Genomic DNA, 14,626 nt, shown 5'->3' with positions numbered 1-14,626 from the left:
GGATATGCTATATTATGCCTAAAGTAGCAGTTTATACAGTTGCCGGCCAGCAGATCGGTGATATCGAATTAAATGAAAGCGTATTTGGCGTTGAAGTTAACGAAGGTCTTGTTCATCAAGCAGTTGTAATGCAGTTGGCAGCTCAGCGTTTAGGAACGCATGCAACAAAAACTAGAGGTTTAGTACGCGGTGGCGGTCGTAAACCTTGGAAACAAAAAGGTACAGGTCGTGCTCGTAGCGGAAGCACCCGTTCCCCACTTTGGGTAGGCGGTGGTACAGTTTTTGGTCCATCTCCTCGTTCCTATGCATTTAGAATGCCTCGTAAACAGCGTCGTTTAGCAATTAAATGCGCTTTAACAGATAAAGTAAACAATGGTGATTTCATTGTATTAGAAAGCTTAGATTTCGCAGCTCCTAAAACAAAAGAAGTTGTAAAAATGATGAGCGATTTCAACGTTGCAGAGAAAGCTCTTATCGTTACTGCTGATGTAGTAGAAAACGTAGAGAAATCTTCTCGCAATATCCCTGGTGTAAAAGCTATCAGTTCTTGCGGATTAAATGTATATGATATCTTAAATCATAACAAACTCTTCATTACTAAAGATGCTATTACACGTATTGAGGAGGTATTAGCATAATGGAAGCTAGAGATATCATTATCAGACCGCTTGTTACAGAAATGACAACTGAATTGATGGAAGAAGGCAAATACGTATTTGTAGTTGCTAAAGAAGCTAACAAAATTGAAATTGCCAAAGCAGTATCTACTATCTTCAACGTAAAAGTTGAATCCGTAAATACAGTTAACGTTCTTGGTAAAGTAAAACGTATGGGCCGTAATCTTGGCAAACGTTCTGACTATAAAAAAGCAATCGTAAAACTTGCAGCTGGAGAAACTATCGAGTTCTTCCAAGCTTAAGTAAAAAATAAAAAGGAGGTTAATTAAGTGGCAGTAAAGAGTTTTAAACCTTATTCTGCAGGTAGAAGATTTATGACTGTTTCTTCTTTCGAAGAAATTACAGCAAAAAAACCTGAGAAATCCTTGGTTGAAAGTCTTAAAAAGAACGGTGGTCGTAACTTCCAGGGCCGTTTAACAGTAAGACATCAAGGCGGCGGACACAAACGTTTATATCGTGTAATCGATTTCAAACGTAATAAAGATGGTGTTCCAGCACGCGTTGCTACTATAGAATATGATCCAAACCGTAGCGCTCGTATCGCACTTCTTAACTATTTCGATGGTGAGAAACGTTACATCTTAGCTCCAGATGGATTAAAAGTTGGTGACCAGATTGTATCCGGTCCAGAAGCAGATATTAAAGTAGGTAATGCATTACCACTTGCTAATATTCCACTTGGTACATTAGTACACAACATTGAAATGAAAATCGGTAAAGGCGGTCAGATGGTTCGTTCCGCTGGTGCAGCTGCTCAGCTTATGGCTAAAGAAGGCAACTATGCTCTCTTACGTATGCCATCTGGTGAAATCCGTAAAATTCATATCAATTGCCGTGCAACAATCGGTCAGATTGGTAACTTAGAACATGAAAACCTCACAATTGGTAAAGCAGGTCGTAACCGTTGGTTAGGCGTTCGTCCTGAAAACCGTGGTGTTGCGATGAACCCTAATGACCATCCACATGGTGGTGGGGAAGGCCGTAGCCCAGTTGGACGCAAACATCCTGTTACTAAATGGGGTAAATGTGCTATGGGTGCTAAAACTCGCCGTAAAAAAGCATCTGATAAACTCATCGTTAAACGTCGTGCAAAACGTCGTAAATAATAAATTTATGAATAAGGTAGCTTAATTGATTACCTTATTCTAAAATGAAAGGAGGACATATTTTGTCAAGATCAGTAAAAAAAGGACCTTACGTTGCAGAAAGCCTTGAAAAGAAAATTGATGCTTTAAATGCAGTTAACGACAAAAAAGTTGTTAAAACTTGGTCCCGCAGTTCGACAATCCTTCCTACATTTGTAGGCCATACAATTGCAGTTCATGATGGTCGCAAACATGTACCTGTATATGTTACAGAAGACATGGTTGGTCATAAACTTGGTGAATTTGCACCAACAAGAACTTACAAAGGCCATGCTGGCGAAGAAAGACGTACATCTTTAAGATAATTGTTGAAAGGAGGAACAACTGTGGAAGCTAAAGCAGTAGCAAAATATATCCGTATTTCTCCGCGTAAAGTACGTATTGTTATGAATCTTATTCGTGGCAAAAACGTAGCTGACGCGTTTGCAATATTGAAATTCACACCTAAAGCAGGTGCTGATGTAATTAATAAAGTTTTAAAATCAGCAGTAGCAAATGCTGAAAATAATTTTGATATGAATCCTGATAACCTCTATGTGGCTACAGCATTCGTTGATCAGGGACCTACACTTAAACGTATTCACCCACGTTCCCGTGGACAGGCATTCAAAATCTTAAAACGTACATCTCATGTTACGATCGTAGTTAAAGAAAAATAATTAGAAGGAGGGAATAGATTTGGGACAAAAAGTTAATCCACATGGTATGCGCCTTGGTATCGTAAAAACTTGGGATGCGAAGTGGTATGCTGGTAAAGATTTCGCTGCTAACTTACACGAAGATATTAAAATTCGTAGCTTCTTAAAAGAAACTTTAAAAGTTGCTGGCGTATCTAAAATTGAAACAGAACGTTCTAAAAATCGTCTCAGATTAACTATTCATACTGCTAAACCTGGTATGGTTATCGGCCGTGGTGGTTCTGGTATTGAACAGCTTAAAAAAGGCCTTAAAAAATACACTGATAAACACGTAGATATTAATATCGCAGAAATTAAACAGCCAGATATGGATGCTACACTCGTAGCTGAAAATATCGCTTCTCAGCTCGAACGTCGTGTTGCTTTCCGTCGTGCAATGAAACAGGCTGTTAGCCGTACAATTCGTATGGGTGCAAAAGGTATTAAAGTAACAGTAGGTGGCCGTCTCGGCGGTGCTGAAATTGCTCGTAGTGAATCTTACCGTGAAGGTAGTATTCCACTTCATACTTTACGTGCTGATATTGATTATGGTACAGCTGAAGCACATACAACTTATGGCCGTCTTGGCGTAAAAGTATGGATCTTCAAAGGTGAAGTTCTTCCTGAAAAGAAACTTGCTGCACAAGCAGAAGCTGTTGAAGGGAGCGAAGATTAATGTTAATACCTAAAAGAGTAAAATACCGTAAACAGTTCCGTGGTACTATGAAAGGTAAAGCTCATAAAGGTAATACTGTAGTACATGGTGAATTCGGTTTACAAGCTCTCGAACCTGCATGGATTACAAACCGTCAGATCGAAGCAGCTCGTATTGCGATGACTCGTTATATTAAACGTGGTGGTCAGGTTTGGATTAAAATCTTCCCTGATAAACCAGTAACTGCAAAACCTGCTGAAACTCGTATGGGTAGCGGTAAAGGTTCACCTGAATACTGGGTAGCAGTAGTTAAACCAGGTCGTATTATGTTTGAAATGGGCGGCGTTAGCGAAGAAGTTGCTAAAGAAGCTATGCGTCTTGCAAGCCATAAACTCCCAATCAAAACAAAATTTGTTAAGCGTGAAGTGCAAGGGGAGGGTGAAGTAAATGAAGGTTAATGAAATACGTGAAATGAGTGCTGGCGAACTTAACCAGAAACTTGCTTCGCTTAAAGAAGAATTATTCAACCTCAGATTCCAGCTTGCTACAGGTCAGCTTGAAAACCCTATGCGTATCAAAGAAGTAAAGAAAACTATTGCTCGTATTAAAACTATTCAACGCGAACAAGAATTAAAAGCTTAATAGTTAAGATTAGACTAATAGATAATAAATGATATGCAGAAGGAAGGAGGTTCTTTTAATGAGCGAAATTAGAAATGAACGCAAGACTAAAGTTGGTAAAGTTGTAAGCGACAAAATGGAAAAAACTATTGTTGTTGCTGTAGTTGATACTGAAAGTCATCCACTCTATAAAAAATCAGTTAAGAAAACTGTTAAATTTAAAGCACATGATGAAAACAACGAAGCTCACGTAGGAGATACAGTTTCTATTATGGAAACTCGTCCTTTATCTAAAGATAAACGTTGGAGACTCGTTGAAATTCTTGAAAGAGCAAAATAATTTGTTACTTGATATAGAATTTTAGAAGGAGGTAAAGCAATGATTCAGCAACAAACAATGTTGAATGTTGGTGATAACACTGGTGCAAAAGAAATTATGTGTATCCGTGTAATGGGCGGTTCTTATCGTAAATATGCCAACATTGGTGATATAATCGTAGCTGCAGTTAAATCTGCTTCACCTGGTGGAATGGTTAAAAAAGGTGACGTTGTTAAAGCTGTAGTAGTACGTTCTAAAAAGGGTTTACGTCGTGTTGACGGTTCTTATATCCGCTTTGATGAAAACGCTGCTGTTATTATTAAAGATGATAAAACTCCACGCGGAACTCGTATTTTTGGCCCGGTAGCCAGAGAATTACGTGACAAAGATTTCATGAAAATCGTTTCACTGGCACCAGAAGTAATTTAATAAATAGACAGGAGGTGCCAAGATTTGTCACAGGCTAAATTGCATGTAAAAAAAGGTGATACAGTTTTAGTATTATCCGGTAAAGATAAAGGTAAACAAGGTAAAATCCTTCAGGCTATGCCTGCTAAAGATAAAGTTGTAGTTGAAGGCGTTAACAAAATTAAACGTCACACTAAACCTAATCAGAAAGCTCCAAACGGCGGTATCATTGAAAAAGAAGCTCCTATGTTTGCTTCCAAAGTTATGGTAGTTTGCCCAGCTTGTTCTAAAGCAACTCGTGTTGCGAAAAGAGAAATTGATGGTAAAATGGTTCGTGTATGCAAAAAATGCGGTGAAGCATTAGACCAAGCAAAATAATTGAGGAAGGAGGATATCTTGGTGGATAGATTACAAGAAAAATATATCAATGAAGTTGTTCCTGCTATGACTGAAAAATTCGGTTATAAAAATGTAATGCAACTTCCTAAGATTGAAAAAGTTATCATTAGTATGGGTGTTGGTGAAGCTGCTCACAACTCTAAAGCATTAGATTCTGCTGTAGCTGACCTCACTATTATCGCTGGTCAGAAACCTGTTTTGACTCGTGCGAAAAAATCTCTTGCTGCATGGAAATTACGTGCAGGAATGCCTATTGGCGCTAAAGTTACTCTTCGTGGAACTCGTATGTATCAGTTCCTTGATAAATTTATGAATATCGCTTTGCCTCGAGTTCGTGACTTCCGTGGCGTAAGCCCTAAAGCTTTTGATGGTCGCGGAAACTATTCAGTTGGTCTTAAAGAACAATTGATTTTCCCTGAAATCGAATATGATAAAATCGAAAAAATTCATGGTATGAATATTATTATTGTTACTACGGCAAAGACTGATGAAGAAGCTAGAGCTCTTCTTAAATTAATGGGTATGCCGTTTAGTGCTTAATTCTTAAGAGGAGGTATACTGATCTATGGCCAGAAAGGCAATGGTCCAGAAATGGAGTCAAGAACCTAAATTTAAGGTTCGTAAATATAACAGATGCAAAATCTGTGGTCGTCCACATGGTTATATGCGTAAATTTGAAATGTGCCGTATTTGTTTTAGAGAACAAAGCTACAAAGGCGCAATCCCTGGCGTAACAAAAGCTAGTTGGTAAGGTTGAAAGAAAGGAGGATATCGATTTATGGGAATGACTGATCCTATTGCAGATATGTTAACTCGTTTGCGTAATGCAAACTCCGTACTTCATGATAAAGTTGAAATTCCTGGTTCTAAAATTAAACAGGCTATTGCAGAAGTTCTTAAAGAAGAAGGTTTCATTAAAGACTTCTCCTTCGCAGAAGATAACAAACAAGGTGTTATCACAATTAACTTGAAATATGGTCCAAACCGTGAACAAGTAATCACTGGTATTAAACGTATTTCTAAACCTGGTCTTCGTGCTTATGCTAAGAAAGATCAATTACCTCGCGTACTTGGTGGTCTTGGTATTGCTATCATCTCTACTTCTAAAGGTATTATGAGTGATAAACAAGCACGTCGTGAAGGTGTTGGCGGCGAAGTTTTAGCTTACGTATGGTAAAATTAGTTTTAGACTAGGAGGTGTACAGATGTCAAGAATTGGTAGAGAACCGATTACAATCCCTGCTGGGGTTACTGTAACAGTTGATGAACATAATCACGTAGCGGTTAAAGGTCCTAAAGGAGAAATTAGCCGTGACTGTCATAAAGATATGAAAATTACAGTAGGTGAAGGCGTTGTAACAGTAGAACGTCCATCCGAAGATAAAATGCATAGATCTTTACATGGTCTTACTCGTACTCTTATCAACAATATGGTTGTAGGTGTAACACAAGGCTTTGTAAGAAATCTTGAAATTAATGGTGTAGGTTATAGAGCTGCACAGGCTGGTAAAAACCTTAACTTATCTTTAGGTTTTTCCCATCCAGTAGTTGTTGAACCTCCTGTTGGAATCAAATTAGAAGCTCCTGCTCCTAACAAGATTGTTGTATCTGGTATCGATAAAGAAGCAGTTGGCGCTATGGCAGCTAAAATTCGTTCTTACAGAGAACCTGAACCTTACAAAGGAAAAGGTATTAAGTACGAAGGCGAACATATCCGTCGTAAAGCTGGTAAAACTGGTTCTAAGAAATAATAATCTTTAGTTAGAAATAGAAAGGAGAGGCTGGTTTTGTTTAATAAACAGGATAAAAATAAAGCTCGTCAGAAACGTCATTTAAGAGTTCGTAATCATATTTCTGGCACAGATGAAAGACCTCGTTTAAACGTATTCCGTAGCTTAAGCAATATTTATGCTCAAGTTATTGATGATGTTAATGGTGTTACATTAGTATCCGCAAGCTCCAAAGATAAAGATTTCAACGCTTACGGCGGTAACATCGAAGCAGCTAAAGCTGTAGGTGCAGCTTTAGCAAAACGTGCTCTTGAAAAAGGCATTACTGAAGTTGTATTTGACCGCGGTGGCTATGTATATCATGGTCGTGTAGCAGCTTTAGCAGATGCAGCTCGTGAAGCTGGTCTAAAATTCTAATATTGGAACAGGAGGTAAATTAATGGCCAAGATTGACGCTAACGCACTTGAATTAGAAGAAAAAGTTGTGTATATTAATCGCGTTGCTAAGGTTGTAAAAGGTGGCCGTCGCTTTTCTTTCAGCGCTCTTGTTGTAGTAGGCGATAAAAACGGTCATGTTGGTGCAGGTCTCGGTAAAGCTAGCGAAGTACCTGAAGCAATTAGAAAAGGCATTGAAGATGCTAAAAAGAATCTTGTAGAAGTTTCTTTAGTAGATAAAACTATTCCACACGAAAGCCTCGGTGTATTCGGTGCAGGTCGTGTGCTCTTAAAACCAGCTGCAAAAGGTACTGGTGTTATCGCAGGTGGTCCAGCTCGTGCAGTCTTAGAACTTGCAGGTGTTGGTAATATCTTAACAAAATCTCTTGGTTCTTCTAACCCTAATAACATGGTTCGTGCAACTATTAAAGGTTTAGAACAGCTTAAAAAAGCTGAGCTCGTAGCTGAACTTCGTGGAAAATCCGTTCAGGAACTTTTAGGTTAAGGAGGAAATATTTCAATGGCAAAAGTGAAAATTACCCTTACAAGAAGTCTGATCGGCAGACCTGAAACTCAGAGAAGAACAATTCAGGCTTTGGGATTACGTAAATTAAATTCTACAGTAGAACATGAAGATACAGCTACAATTAGAGGTATGATTCATAAAGTAGAACATCTTATTACAGTAGAAAAAATCGGCGAATAATTTAGAGGAGGTGTCCAGGTTATGAAATTACATGAATTATCACCAGCACCGGGCTCTAGAAAAGTTCGTATTCGTGTTGGTCGTGGTTTAGGTTCTGGTTTAGGTAAAACTTCCGGACGTGGTCATAAAGGTCAGAACGCTCGTTCTGGTGGCGGCGTACGTACAGGTTTTGAAGGTGGCCAGATGCCTTTATACCGTAGATTGCCAAAACGTGGCTTCAAAAATATTTTTGCAAAAGAATATGCTGAAGTAAACGTTTCTTCTTTAAATCGTTTTGAAGATGGCGCAACAGTAGATCCAGCAGCACTAGTAGAAGCAGGTATCCTTAAAAACGTTTGTGACGGTGTACGTATTCTTGGTAACGGCGAAATTACTAAGAAATTAACTGTTGTAGCAAACGGCTTCACAAAATCTGCTGAAGAAAAAATTACAGCAGCAGGTGGAAAAGTAGAGGTGATCTAAGTGCTTTCAGCTCTTAGCAATATCCTCAAAATCACCGAATTGCGACAGAAAATAGTATTTACACTAATTATGTTTGCAGTCTTCAGGCTCGGGACTCATATCCCGGTGCCTGGAGTAAATCCTTCAGTAATTGAACAGTTATTTAACAGCGGTAACTTGTTTGGCTTGTTGGATTTATTTTCCGGTGGTGCTTTAAGTAAATTTTCTCTCTTTGCTATGAGTATTACCCCATATATCAACGCGTCAATTATTATTCAATTGTTGACCGTAGTAGTACCTACTTTGGAACAGTGGTCTAAAGAAGGTGAAGAGGGACATAAAAAGATAACCAAGACGACCCGTTATTTGACTGTTGTCTTGGCATTTTTACAAGCTATAGGTATGTCTATTGGTCTTAAACAGGCCATAATTAATCCTAGTATTACATCAATTCTTATTATTGCAATTACCCTAACAGCAGGAACAGTGTTCCTCATGTGGATTGGTGAGCAGATAACTGCACATGGTGTGGGAAATGGTATATCGCTTATTATTTTCGCAGGTATCGTTGCAGCACTTCCACAAAATTTGGGTACTATATATAATTACTTGCAAGCAGGCACAATAAGCTATTTTAATGTGTTATTCTTTGCAATAATCGCCCTTGCTATGATTGTTTTTGTTATTGCCATTCAGCAAGGACAACGTAGAGTTCCGGTGTCCTACGCAAAACGAGTTGTAGGTCGTAAAACTTACGGTGGCCAATCTACGCATATACCGCTTAAAGTAAATCAGGCCGGCGTTATACCAATCATCTTTGCATCATCAGTATTGATGTTCCCAGCCACTTTAGCTCAGTTTGTACAAACTCCTTGGATTAAAACAATTGCTGATTATTTCCAATGGGGAACACCTTTTCAAAGTGCTGTATATGCATTATTGATTTTATTTTTTACGTATTTTTACACTGCGGTTACATTTAAAATTCCGGATCTCGCTGATAATTTGAAAAAATACGGTGGTTTTATTCCTGGAATTCGTCCAGGTCAGGCAACTGCAGATTATTTAGACCGTATTATGACACGTATTACATTAGCGGGTGCATTTTTCCTTGCATTCATTGCAATTTTACCAACAATGATAGCTGGTGCTACTCATATTGAAGGAATTCATTTTGGTGGTACAGCATTATTAATCGTAGTTGGGGTTGCTCTTGATACGATGAAACAAATTGAATCAATGGTCGTAATGCGCCATTATGAAGGTTTTATGAAGTAAGGAGGATTTTTATGCACATCCTTTTAATGGGCCCTCCTGGTGCTGGTAAAGGTACACAGGCAGCTAGGCTAGTAGAAGAATTTAAAATTCCTCATATCTCCACTGGGGATATGTTTCGTGCAGCAGTAAAAGAAGGTACTGAACTTGGAAAACAAGCAAAAGCTTGCATGGATGCTGGACAATTAGTTCCAGATGAAGTTACAATTGGTATTGTAAAAGAACGTTTAGCTAAAGCTGACTGCGAAAAAGGATTTATTTTGGATGGTTTTCCTCGTACAGTAGAACAAGCTGTGGCTTTGGATAAAATTTTAAGTGAATTAGGTTTAAAACTTAACTGTGCTTTGAACGTTGCTGTTCCAGCAAGTGAATTAATCAGAAGAGCAGTTGGTCGTCGTATTTGTAAAAAATGCGGTGCTACTTATCATGTAGAATTTAAGCCATCTAAGAAAGACGGAATTTGTGACGTGTGCGGCGGTGACCTTTATCAAAGAGCTGACGACAGCGAAGCAACAATGAAAAATCGTCTTTCTGTTTATGAAGAACAGACAAAGCCTCTTATTTCTTATTATGAAAAAGAAGAACTTTACAAAGAAGTTGACGGAAGTCAGTCAATGGATAAAGTATTCCAAGACATTGTTGCAATTTTGCGCAGTTAATTGATAATATAATACGGTAATATATCTGTATAAAAAAAGTGTGAAAAAAATCGCTGATAATGATATATTTAAACGCTGTAATATGTTATAATTAATATTCGGGCAGTGAACAGGAATGTTTTTCTGCGGCAGATAACAATAATGTTGGGCATGGCATTGCTGTAAAAACGGATTACTGACAGGTTTGGGCATATCATGGGCATGATAATTCAAACCTCAAAGAGTTTTCGGCCCAACTTAAGCTTTAATTGAAGGAGAATTTCATGTCTAAGCAAGATGTAATTGAAGTTGAAGGTAAAGTATTAGAAGCTTTGCCTAATGCAATGTTTAAAGTAGAGTTAGAAAACGGTCACGTTGTACTAGCTCATGTTTCTGGTAAAATTCGTATGAATTTTATCCGCATCCTGCCAGGTGATAAAGTTACTATTGAACTTACGCCTTATGATTTGACCAGAGGCCGAATCACTTACCGTTTTAAATAAGACCTATTTTTATAATTTGATAGGCATTATAGCAATGTAGAAGGAGGTACATGCAGTGAAAGTTAGACCATCAGTAAAACCTATTTGTGAAAAATGTAAAGTTATTAAACGCAAAGGTCATGTAATGGTTATTTGCGAAAATCCTAAACATAAACAGAAACAAGGATAAGGAGGTGCTGATTGTATGGCACGTATTGCCGGTGTAGATTTACCACGCGATAAACGAGTTGAAATTGCTTTAACATATATTTTTGGTATTGGTCTTAAAACTTCTCAGGATATCTTAGCTGCTACTGGTATTAATCCAGATACTAGAGCACGTGATCTTACTGAAGATGAAGTTGCTAAGTTACGTGAATATATCGACAAAAATCATCTTGTAGAAGGTGACCTTCGTCGTGAAATTTCTTTAAATATTAAACGTTTGGTTGAAATCGGATGCTATCGCGGTAGACGCCATCGTTTAGGCTTACCTGTACGCGGTCAGAATACAAAAAATAATGCGCGTACTCGTAAAGGCCCTAAAAAGACTGTAATGGGTAAAAAAGGCTAAGAAGAAGGAGGTTTAATAAGTGGCAGCAAATAAAACATCTCGTCCAAAGAGAAAAGATCGTAAAAATGTCGAATACGGTGTTGCACACATTCGTTCGACTTTCAATAATACAATTGTTACTATCACTGACAAAAATGGTAATGCTTTATCCTGGGCTAGTGCTGGTGGGCTTGGCTTCAGAGGTTCTAGAAAAAGCACTCCATTTGCAGCTCAAATGGCAGCAGAAGTTGCAGCAAAAGCAGCAATGGAACATGGTTTAAAACAGGTTGAAGTATATGTAAAAGGTCCTGGTGCAGGTCGTGAAGCTGCAATCAGATCTTTACAGGCAACTGGTCTTGAAGTTAACATGATTAAAGATGTTACTCCAATTCCACATAATGGTTGTCGCCCACCTAAACGTAGAAGAGTATAATTAGGAGGTTGAAGTAGAAATATGGCTATTGACAGAGTTCCTTCTCTGAAAAGATGTCGCGCTCTCGGCTTAGAAACAGCTGTAGTTGGTCTTGCAAAAAGCTCCAAAAGACAGCCTAAACGTTCTGGTCGTAAAGTAAGCGAATACGGAATGCAGTTAAAAGAAAAACAAAAAGCTAAATTTATATATGGTGTATTAGAAAAACAGTTTAGAGCTTATTATGATAAAGCTAAAACTATGCCAGGCGTAACAGGTGAAAACTTACTTGGTCTTCTCGAACGTAGAATTGACAACGTTGTTTTCCGTTTAGGTCTTGCATCCACTCGTCGTCAGGCTCGTCAGCTCGTTTCCCATGGTCACATCACTGTTAATGGTAAACGTCTTGACATTCCTTCCGCTTTAATTAAAGTTGGCGATGTAATCGGTGTTAAAGAAAAAAGCCGTGGTACTGCATTATTCAAAGAAATTGCAGAAAGCAAAAATGCTTTAAACGTACCAGCTTGGCTTACTGCTGATATCCAGAATCTTAGCGGTTCTGTTACAAGATTCCCTAACCGCGACGAAATTGATATTCCAGTTGATGAACAGGCGATTGTCGAATTGTACTCCAGATAATATGTCTGTGTTTTATAGCGCATAGAATAGGAGGTTGTTTCAGATGATCGAAATCGAAAAACCAAAGATTGAGATTGTGGAAATAAGTGAAGACAACCGTTATGGTAAATTTGTCTGTGAACCATTGGAACGCGGATATGGTACTACTCTTGGCAACAGCTTACGTCGTATTTTGTTGTCTTCTTTAGAGGGTGCGGCTATAACATCTATCAAAATTGATGGTGTTCTTCATGAATTTTCTACTATTCCTGGGGTTCGTGATGATGTAACAAACATTATCTTAAACTTAAAAGAATTATGCTTAAAAATGCATGATGAAGAACCTCATACCATTCGTATAGATGTTACTGGTGAAAAAGAAGTAACAGCAGCAGACATTATTGTTGATTCTGATATTGAGATTCTCAATAAAGATTTGCATATTGCTACTGTTGATGAAACTGGTTCTTTGAAAATGGAAATGGTAGTTGAACGTGGAAGAGGATATACACCTGCTGATAAAAATAAAAAACCAGATCAGGTTATTGGTATTATCCCTATCGATTCCATCTTCTCTCCTATTCAAAGAGTTAACTATACAGTAACAGATACTCGTGTTGGTAATGTTACCGACTATGATAAACTTACATTAGAAGTATGGACTGATGGTTCTATAAAACCAGAAGAAGCAGTAAGTAAATCAGCTAGCATTTTGATTACTCACTTGCGTCTATTCCAGAATATGGGTGGTTCTGTAGAAGATATTCCTGCAGACGAAGGAATTTTCAATGTACCAGAAGAAGATAATACTTCTAAAGTTATGGAAATGACAATCGAGGATCTTGATTTATCTGTACGTTCTTACAACTGCTTGAAGAGAGCTGAAATCAACACTGTTGCAGATTTAATGCAAAAGAGTGAAGATGATATGATTAAAGTTAGAAACCTTGGTCGTAAATCTCTTGAAGAAGTTAAGAAAAAATTACAGGAATTGGGATTAACACTCGCTGAAAAAGAATAACAGGAAAGGACAGGCTGCTAATGGGCTACAGTAAATTAGGACGCAACTCCAGTGCACGTAAAGCTTTATTCCGTAGTGTGCTAGTTTCCCTTTTTAAACATGAACGCATTGAAACTACTGAAGCTAAGGCTAAAGAAATCAGCGGTCTTGCTGAAAAACTCATTACCCTTGCAAAACGCGATGACTTAAGTGCTCGCCGTCAGGTTATTGCTGAACTTGTTGATAAAGAAGTTGCAAAAAAATTATTCGATGAAATTGCACCTAAATATAATGACCGCAATGGTGGTTATACTCGTATTCTTAAATTAGGCGTACGTCGTGGTGACGCTGCTCCAATGGCTCTTTTAGAGTTAGTAAAATAATTTAGAATTAGTAATTCATTGAATTATTGATATGTGAGGCGGTCAAATGGACCGCCTTCGCCTTATCAATTAAGTTAAAAATTTAATTAATAGATTTTTGGTTTACTTGATAAGGTGATTGTGTTAACAATTTAAAATGGGTATAATAAGAACTGTAATTTTGATTGCAGTTCTTATTTTTTTATATAGATTTATAGGTGATGATATTGAGTTTTATAGAAGTGAAAAATCTCACACATATTTTTAGGGAAAATGATGAGAAAAAAACAGAAAAAATAGCGTTAGATAATATTAATTTAAAGATAGATAAAGGTGAATTTATAGCTATTATTGGCGTTAATGGTTCAGGTAAGTCAACACTAGCAAAGCATTTCAATGGCTTATTATTGCCAAGTGAAGGCGAATGTATTGTTGATGGCATGAAAGTTGATGATAGTGAGGATATTTGGAAAGTACGTCAAAAAGTAAGTATGGTATTTCAAAATCCTGACAATCAAATAATCGCTACTGTAGTAGAAGATGATATTGCTTTTGGCCCTGAAAATATGGGTCTTGAGCGTGAAAAAATAAAAGATAGAATAGAATTTGCTTTAAAATCTTTGCATATTGAGCATTTGCGCAAAATGCCACCGCATTTGTTATCAGGTGGGCAAAAACAATTGACTGCTATTGCTGGGGCTATAGCGATGCGTACTCAATGTATAGTTTTAGACGAACCGACAGCAATGCTTGACCCACAGGGTAGAAATGCTGTAATGAAAGCTTTGAAGGAATTACATGAAAAATATAATATAACTATTATTATAATTACACATTTCATGGAGGAAGCTGTGCAGTCAGATAGAATTATTGTCATGAATGATGGCAAGATAATACAAGATGGTATGCCAAAAGATATTTTTAAACAAAAGGAAAATTTAAAGAAAATAGGTCTTAGTGTACCTTTAGCTGTAGATATTGTAGATGCTTTGCAGAAAAAAGGTTTGAAATTAGCTAATGTTTTTGACAATGAAAATTTAGCTAAAGAATTACAACAATTAATATGTAAATAATAT

The 14,626-nt window shown here is 37.5% G+C and carries 29 protein-coding genes; all 29 read left to right on the top strand.

Annotated elements, in window-relative coordinates; genetic code table 11:
* Positions 1–14: 14 nt before the first annotated feature.
* The 29 genes from rplD to BMX03_RS01575 all read left to right on the top strand — a co-directional run bounded on the left by rplD (position 15) and on the right by BMX03_RS01575 (position 14,623).
* A complete protein-coding gene (gene rplD, locus BMX03_RS01715) occupies positions 15–638 on the top strand; it encodes a 50S ribosomal protein L4 (RefSeq protein ID WP_008538879.1) in 624 nt (207 codons plus the stop codon).
* Positions 638–919 (top strand): 50S ribosomal protein L23, encoded by a 282-nt coding sequence (gene rplW, locus BMX03_RS01710; protein ID WP_008538878.1) that lies wholly within the window; start codon positions 638–640, stop codon positions 917–919. The genes rplD and rplW overlap by 1 nt, the downstream gene beginning before the upstream one ends.
* Positions 920–946: 27 nt before the next feature.
* Complete coding sequence (gene rplB / locus BMX03_RS01705; RefSeq protein ID WP_008538877.1) at positions 947–1,783, top strand: 50S ribosomal protein L2; 837 nt, start codon at positions 947–949, stop codon at positions 1,781–1,783.
* Positions 1,784–1,845: 62 nt separating this feature from the next.
* Positions 1,846–2,127: a 30S ribosomal protein S19 gene (gene rpsS / locus BMX03_RS01700; RefSeq protein ID WP_022227863.1), complete on the top strand. Its 282-nt coding sequence runs from the start codon at positions 1,846–1,848 to the stop codon at positions 2,125–2,127.
* A 21-nt stretch (positions 2,128–2,148) separates the two neighbouring features.
* On the top strand, positions 2,149–2,481 hold the full coding sequence (gene rplV / locus BMX03_RS01695; RefSeq protein WP_008538875.1) for a 50S ribosomal protein L22: 333 nt from the start codon (positions 2,149–2,151) through the stop codon (positions 2,479–2,481).
* Positions 2,482–2,500: 19 nt separating this feature from the next.
* Entirely contained in the window at positions 2,501–3,175 is a 675-nt protein-coding gene (gene rpsC, locus BMX03_RS01690) for a 30S ribosomal protein S3 (RefSeq protein ID WP_008538874.1), read from the top strand.
* A complete protein-coding gene (rplP, locus tag BMX03_RS01685) occupies positions 3,175–3,612 on the top strand; it encodes a 50S ribosomal protein L16 (protein ID WP_008538873.1) in 438 nt (145 codons plus the stop codon). Before rpsC ends, rplP begins: the two co-directional genes overlap by 1 nt.
* The gene (rpmC, locus tag BMX03_RS01680) at positions 3,602–3,796 is read left to right on the top strand and encodes a 50S ribosomal protein L29 (protein ID WP_008538872.1); all 195 of its coding nucleotides are present in this window, start codon (positions 3,602–3,604) and stop codon (positions 3,794–3,796) included. Before rplP ends, rpmC begins: the two co-directional genes overlap by 11 nt.
* 58 nt (positions 3,797–3,854) lie before the next feature.
* Positions 3,855–4,115, top strand: a complete 261-nt coding sequence (gene rpsQ, locus BMX03_RS01675; protein ID WP_008538871.1) for a 30S ribosomal protein S17 — start codon at positions 3,855–3,857, stop codon at positions 4,113–4,115.
* Positions 4,116–4,154: 39 nt separating this feature from the next.
* Entirely contained in the window at positions 4,155–4,523 is a 369-nt protein-coding gene (gene rplN, locus BMX03_RS01670) for a 50S ribosomal protein L14 (protein ID WP_008538869.1), read from the top strand.
* A gap of 24 nt (positions 4,524–4,547) precedes the next feature.
* Positions 4,548–4,880, top strand: coding sequence for a 50S ribosomal protein L24 (rplX, locus tag BMX03_RS01665; RefSeq protein WP_022227862.1), 333 nt, complete (start codon positions 4,548–4,550; stop codon positions 4,878–4,880).
* 21 nt (positions 4,881–4,901) lie between these two features.
* A complete protein-coding gene (gene rplE / locus BMX03_RS01660; RefSeq protein WP_008538865.1) occupies positions 4,902–5,441 on the top strand; it encodes a 50S ribosomal protein L5 in 540 nt (179 codons plus the stop codon).
* A gap of 25 nt (positions 5,442–5,466) precedes the next feature.
* Positions 5,467–5,652, top strand: coding sequence for a type Z 30S ribosomal protein S14 (locus tag BMX03_RS01655; protein ID WP_008538864.1), 186 nt, complete (start codon positions 5,467–5,469; stop codon positions 5,650–5,652).
* A gap of 27 nt (positions 5,653–5,679) precedes the next feature.
* Complete coding sequence (rpsH, locus tag BMX03_RS01650; RefSeq protein ID WP_008538862.1) at positions 5,680–6,078, top strand: 30S ribosomal protein S8; 399 nt, start codon at positions 5,680–5,682, stop codon at positions 6,076–6,078.
* Between the two features lie 28 nt (positions 6,079–6,106).
* Positions 6,107–6,652: a 50S ribosomal protein L6 gene (gene rplF / locus BMX03_RS01645; protein WP_008538860.1), complete on the top strand. Its 546-nt coding sequence runs from the start codon at positions 6,107–6,109 to the stop codon at positions 6,650–6,652.
* A 36-nt stretch (positions 6,653–6,688) separates the two neighbouring features.
* Positions 6,689–7,048 (top strand): 50S ribosomal protein L18, encoded by a 360-nt coding sequence (rplR, locus tag BMX03_RS01640; RefSeq protein ID WP_091693375.1) that lies wholly within the window; start codon positions 6,689–6,691, stop codon positions 7,046–7,048.
* A gap of 22 nt (positions 7,049–7,070) precedes the next feature.
* A complete protein-coding gene (gene rpsE, locus BMX03_RS01635; protein ID WP_008538858.1) occupies positions 7,071–7,571 on the top strand; it encodes a 30S ribosomal protein S5 in 501 nt (166 codons plus the stop codon).
* A gap of 15 nt (positions 7,572–7,586) precedes the next feature.
* Complete coding sequence (gene rpmD / locus BMX03_RS01630) at positions 7,587–7,772, top strand: 50S ribosomal protein L30 (protein WP_008538857.1); 186 nt, start codon at positions 7,587–7,589, stop codon at positions 7,770–7,772.
* Between the two features lie 21 nt (positions 7,773–7,793).
* On the top strand, positions 7,794–8,234 hold the full coding sequence (gene rplO / locus BMX03_RS01625; RefSeq protein ID WP_022227859.1) for a 50S ribosomal protein L15: 441 nt from the start codon (positions 7,794–7,796) through the stop codon (positions 8,232–8,234).
* Positions 8,235–9,491: a preprotein translocase subunit SecY gene (gene secY / locus BMX03_RS01620; protein ID WP_008538855.1), complete on the top strand. Its 1,257-nt coding sequence runs from the start codon at positions 8,235–8,237 to the stop codon at positions 9,489–9,491.
* A gap of 11 nt (positions 9,492–9,502) precedes the next feature.
* Positions 9,503–10,147 carry an adenylate kinase gene (locus tag BMX03_RS01615; protein WP_018998533.1) on the top strand — a complete coding sequence of 215 codons (645 nt, stop codon included), beginning with the start codon at positions 9,503–9,505 and terminating at the stop codon, positions 10,145–10,147.
* A gap of 263 nt (positions 10,148–10,410) precedes the next feature.
* The gene (infA, locus tag BMX03_RS01610) at positions 10,411–10,629 is read left to right on the top strand and encodes a translation initiation factor IF-1 (protein ID WP_008538853.1); all 219 of its coding nucleotides are present in this window, start codon (positions 10,411–10,413) and stop codon (positions 10,627–10,629) included.
* 55 nt (positions 10,630–10,684) lie between these two features.
* Positions 10,685–10,798, top strand: a complete 114-nt coding sequence (gene rpmJ, locus BMX03_RS01605; RefSeq protein WP_004092858.1) for a 50S ribosomal protein L36 — start codon at positions 10,685–10,687, stop codon at positions 10,796–10,798.
* A gap of 15 nt (positions 10,799–10,813) precedes the next feature.
* Positions 10,814–11,182, top strand: coding sequence for a 30S ribosomal protein S13 (gene rpsM, locus BMX03_RS01600; protein WP_015562925.1), 369 nt, complete (start codon positions 10,814–10,816; stop codon positions 11,180–11,182).
* 19 nt (positions 11,183–11,201) lie between these two features.
* Positions 11,202–11,594 carry a 30S ribosomal protein S11 gene (gene rpsK, locus BMX03_RS01595; RefSeq protein WP_018998532.1) on the top strand — a complete coding sequence of 131 codons (393 nt, stop codon included), beginning with the start codon at positions 11,202–11,204 and terminating at the stop codon, positions 11,592–11,594.
* A 21-nt stretch (positions 11,595–11,615) separates the two neighbouring features.
* A complete protein-coding gene (gene rpsD, locus BMX03_RS01590; protein WP_008538847.1) occupies positions 11,616–12,209 on the top strand; it encodes a 30S ribosomal protein S4 in 594 nt (197 codons plus the stop codon).
* 43 nt (positions 12,210–12,252) lie between these two features.
* Entirely contained in the window at positions 12,253–13,209 is a 957-nt protein-coding gene (locus tag BMX03_RS01585) for a DNA-directed RNA polymerase subunit alpha (RefSeq protein WP_022227858.1), read from the top strand.
* Between the two features lie 20 nt (positions 13,210–13,229).
* The gene (gene rplQ / locus BMX03_RS01580) at positions 13,230–13,571 is read left to right on the top strand and encodes a 50S ribosomal protein L17 (protein ID WP_008538845.1); all 342 of its coding nucleotides are present in this window, start codon (positions 13,230–13,232) and stop codon (positions 13,569–13,571) included.
* Positions 13,572–13,771: 200 nt separating this feature from the next.
* Positions 13,772–14,623, top strand: a complete 852-nt coding sequence (locus BMX03_RS01575; protein WP_177159336.1) for an energy-coupling factor transporter ATPase — start codon at positions 13,772–13,774, stop codon at positions 14,621–14,623.
* The last annotated feature ends 3 nt before the right edge of the window (positions 14,624–14,626 follow it).

The organism is Megamonas sp. Calf98-2 (assembly GCF_900110235.1).
GTDB classification, from domain to species: domain Bacteria; phylum Bacillota; class Negativicutes; order Selenomonadales; family Selenomonadaceae; genus Megamonas; species Megamonas funiformis.
Note: the sequence above shows the minus strand (reverse complement) of the source record. Positions and strands in the feature narration are given on the sequence as shown.

Coding starts and splice junctions, on each gene's coding strand:
- rplD (WP_008538879.1), top strand. CDS start 15: ATGCCTAAAGTAGCAGTTTATACAGTTGCCGGCCAGCAGATCGGTGAT.
- rplW (WP_008538878.1), top strand. CDS start 638: ATGGAAGCTAGAGATATCATTATCAGACCGCTTGTTACAGAAATGACA.
- rplP (WP_008538873.1), top strand. CDS start 3,175: ATGTTAATACCTAAAAGAGTAAAATACCGTAAACAGTTCCGTGGTACT.
- rpmC (WP_008538872.1), top strand. CDS start 3,602: ATGAAGGTTAATGAAATACGTGAAATGAGTGCTGGCGAACTTAACCAG.
- rpsQ (WP_008538871.1), top strand. CDS start 3,855: ATGAGCGAAATTAGAAATGAACGCAAGACTAAAGTTGGTAAAGTTGTA.
- rplN (WP_008538869.1), top strand. CDS start 4,155: ATGATTCAGCAACAAACAATGTTGAATGTTGGTGATAACACTGGTGCA.
- BMX03_RS01655 (WP_008538864.1), top strand. CDS start 5,467: ATGGCCAGAAAGGCAATGGTCCAGAAATGGAGTCAAGAACCTAAATTT.
- rpsH (WP_008538862.1), top strand. CDS start 5,680: ATGGGAATGACTGATCCTATTGCAGATATGTTAACTCGTTTGCGTAAT.
- rplF (WP_008538860.1), top strand. CDS start 6,107: ATGTCAAGAATTGGTAGAGAACCGATTACAATCCCTGCTGGGGTTACT.
- rpsE (WP_008538858.1), top strand. CDS start 7,071: ATGGCCAAGATTGACGCTAACGCACTTGAATTAGAAGAAAAAGTTGTG.
- rpmD (WP_008538857.1), top strand. CDS start 7,587: ATGGCAAAAGTGAAAATTACCCTTACAAGAAGTCTGATCGGCAGACCT.
- rplO (WP_022227859.1), top strand. CDS start 7,794: ATGAAATTACATGAATTATCACCAGCACCGGGCTCTAGAAAAGTTCGT.
- BMX03_RS01615 (WP_018998533.1), top strand. CDS start 9,503: ATGCACATCCTTTTAATGGGCCCTCCTGGTGCTGGTAAAGGTACACAG.
- infA (WP_008538853.1), top strand. CDS start 10,411: ATGTCTAAGCAAGATGTAATTGAAGTTGAAGGTAAAGTATTAGAAGCT.
- rpsM (WP_015562925.1), top strand. CDS start 10,814: ATGGCACGTATTGCCGGTGTAGATTTACCACGCGATAAACGAGTTGAA.
- rpsD (WP_008538847.1), top strand. CDS start 11,616: ATGGCTATTGACAGAGTTCCTTCTCTGAAAAGATGTCGCGCTCTCGGC.
- BMX03_RS01585 (WP_022227858.1), top strand. CDS start 12,253: ATGATCGAAATCGAAAAACCAAAGATTGAGATTGTGGAAATAAGTGAA.
- rplQ (WP_008538845.1), top strand. CDS start 13,230: ATGGGCTACAGTAAATTAGGACGCAACTCCAGTGCACGTAAAGCTTTA.
- BMX03_RS01575 (WP_177159336.1), top strand. CDS start 13,772: ATGATATTGAGTTTTATAGAAGTGAAAAATCTCACACATATTTTTAGG.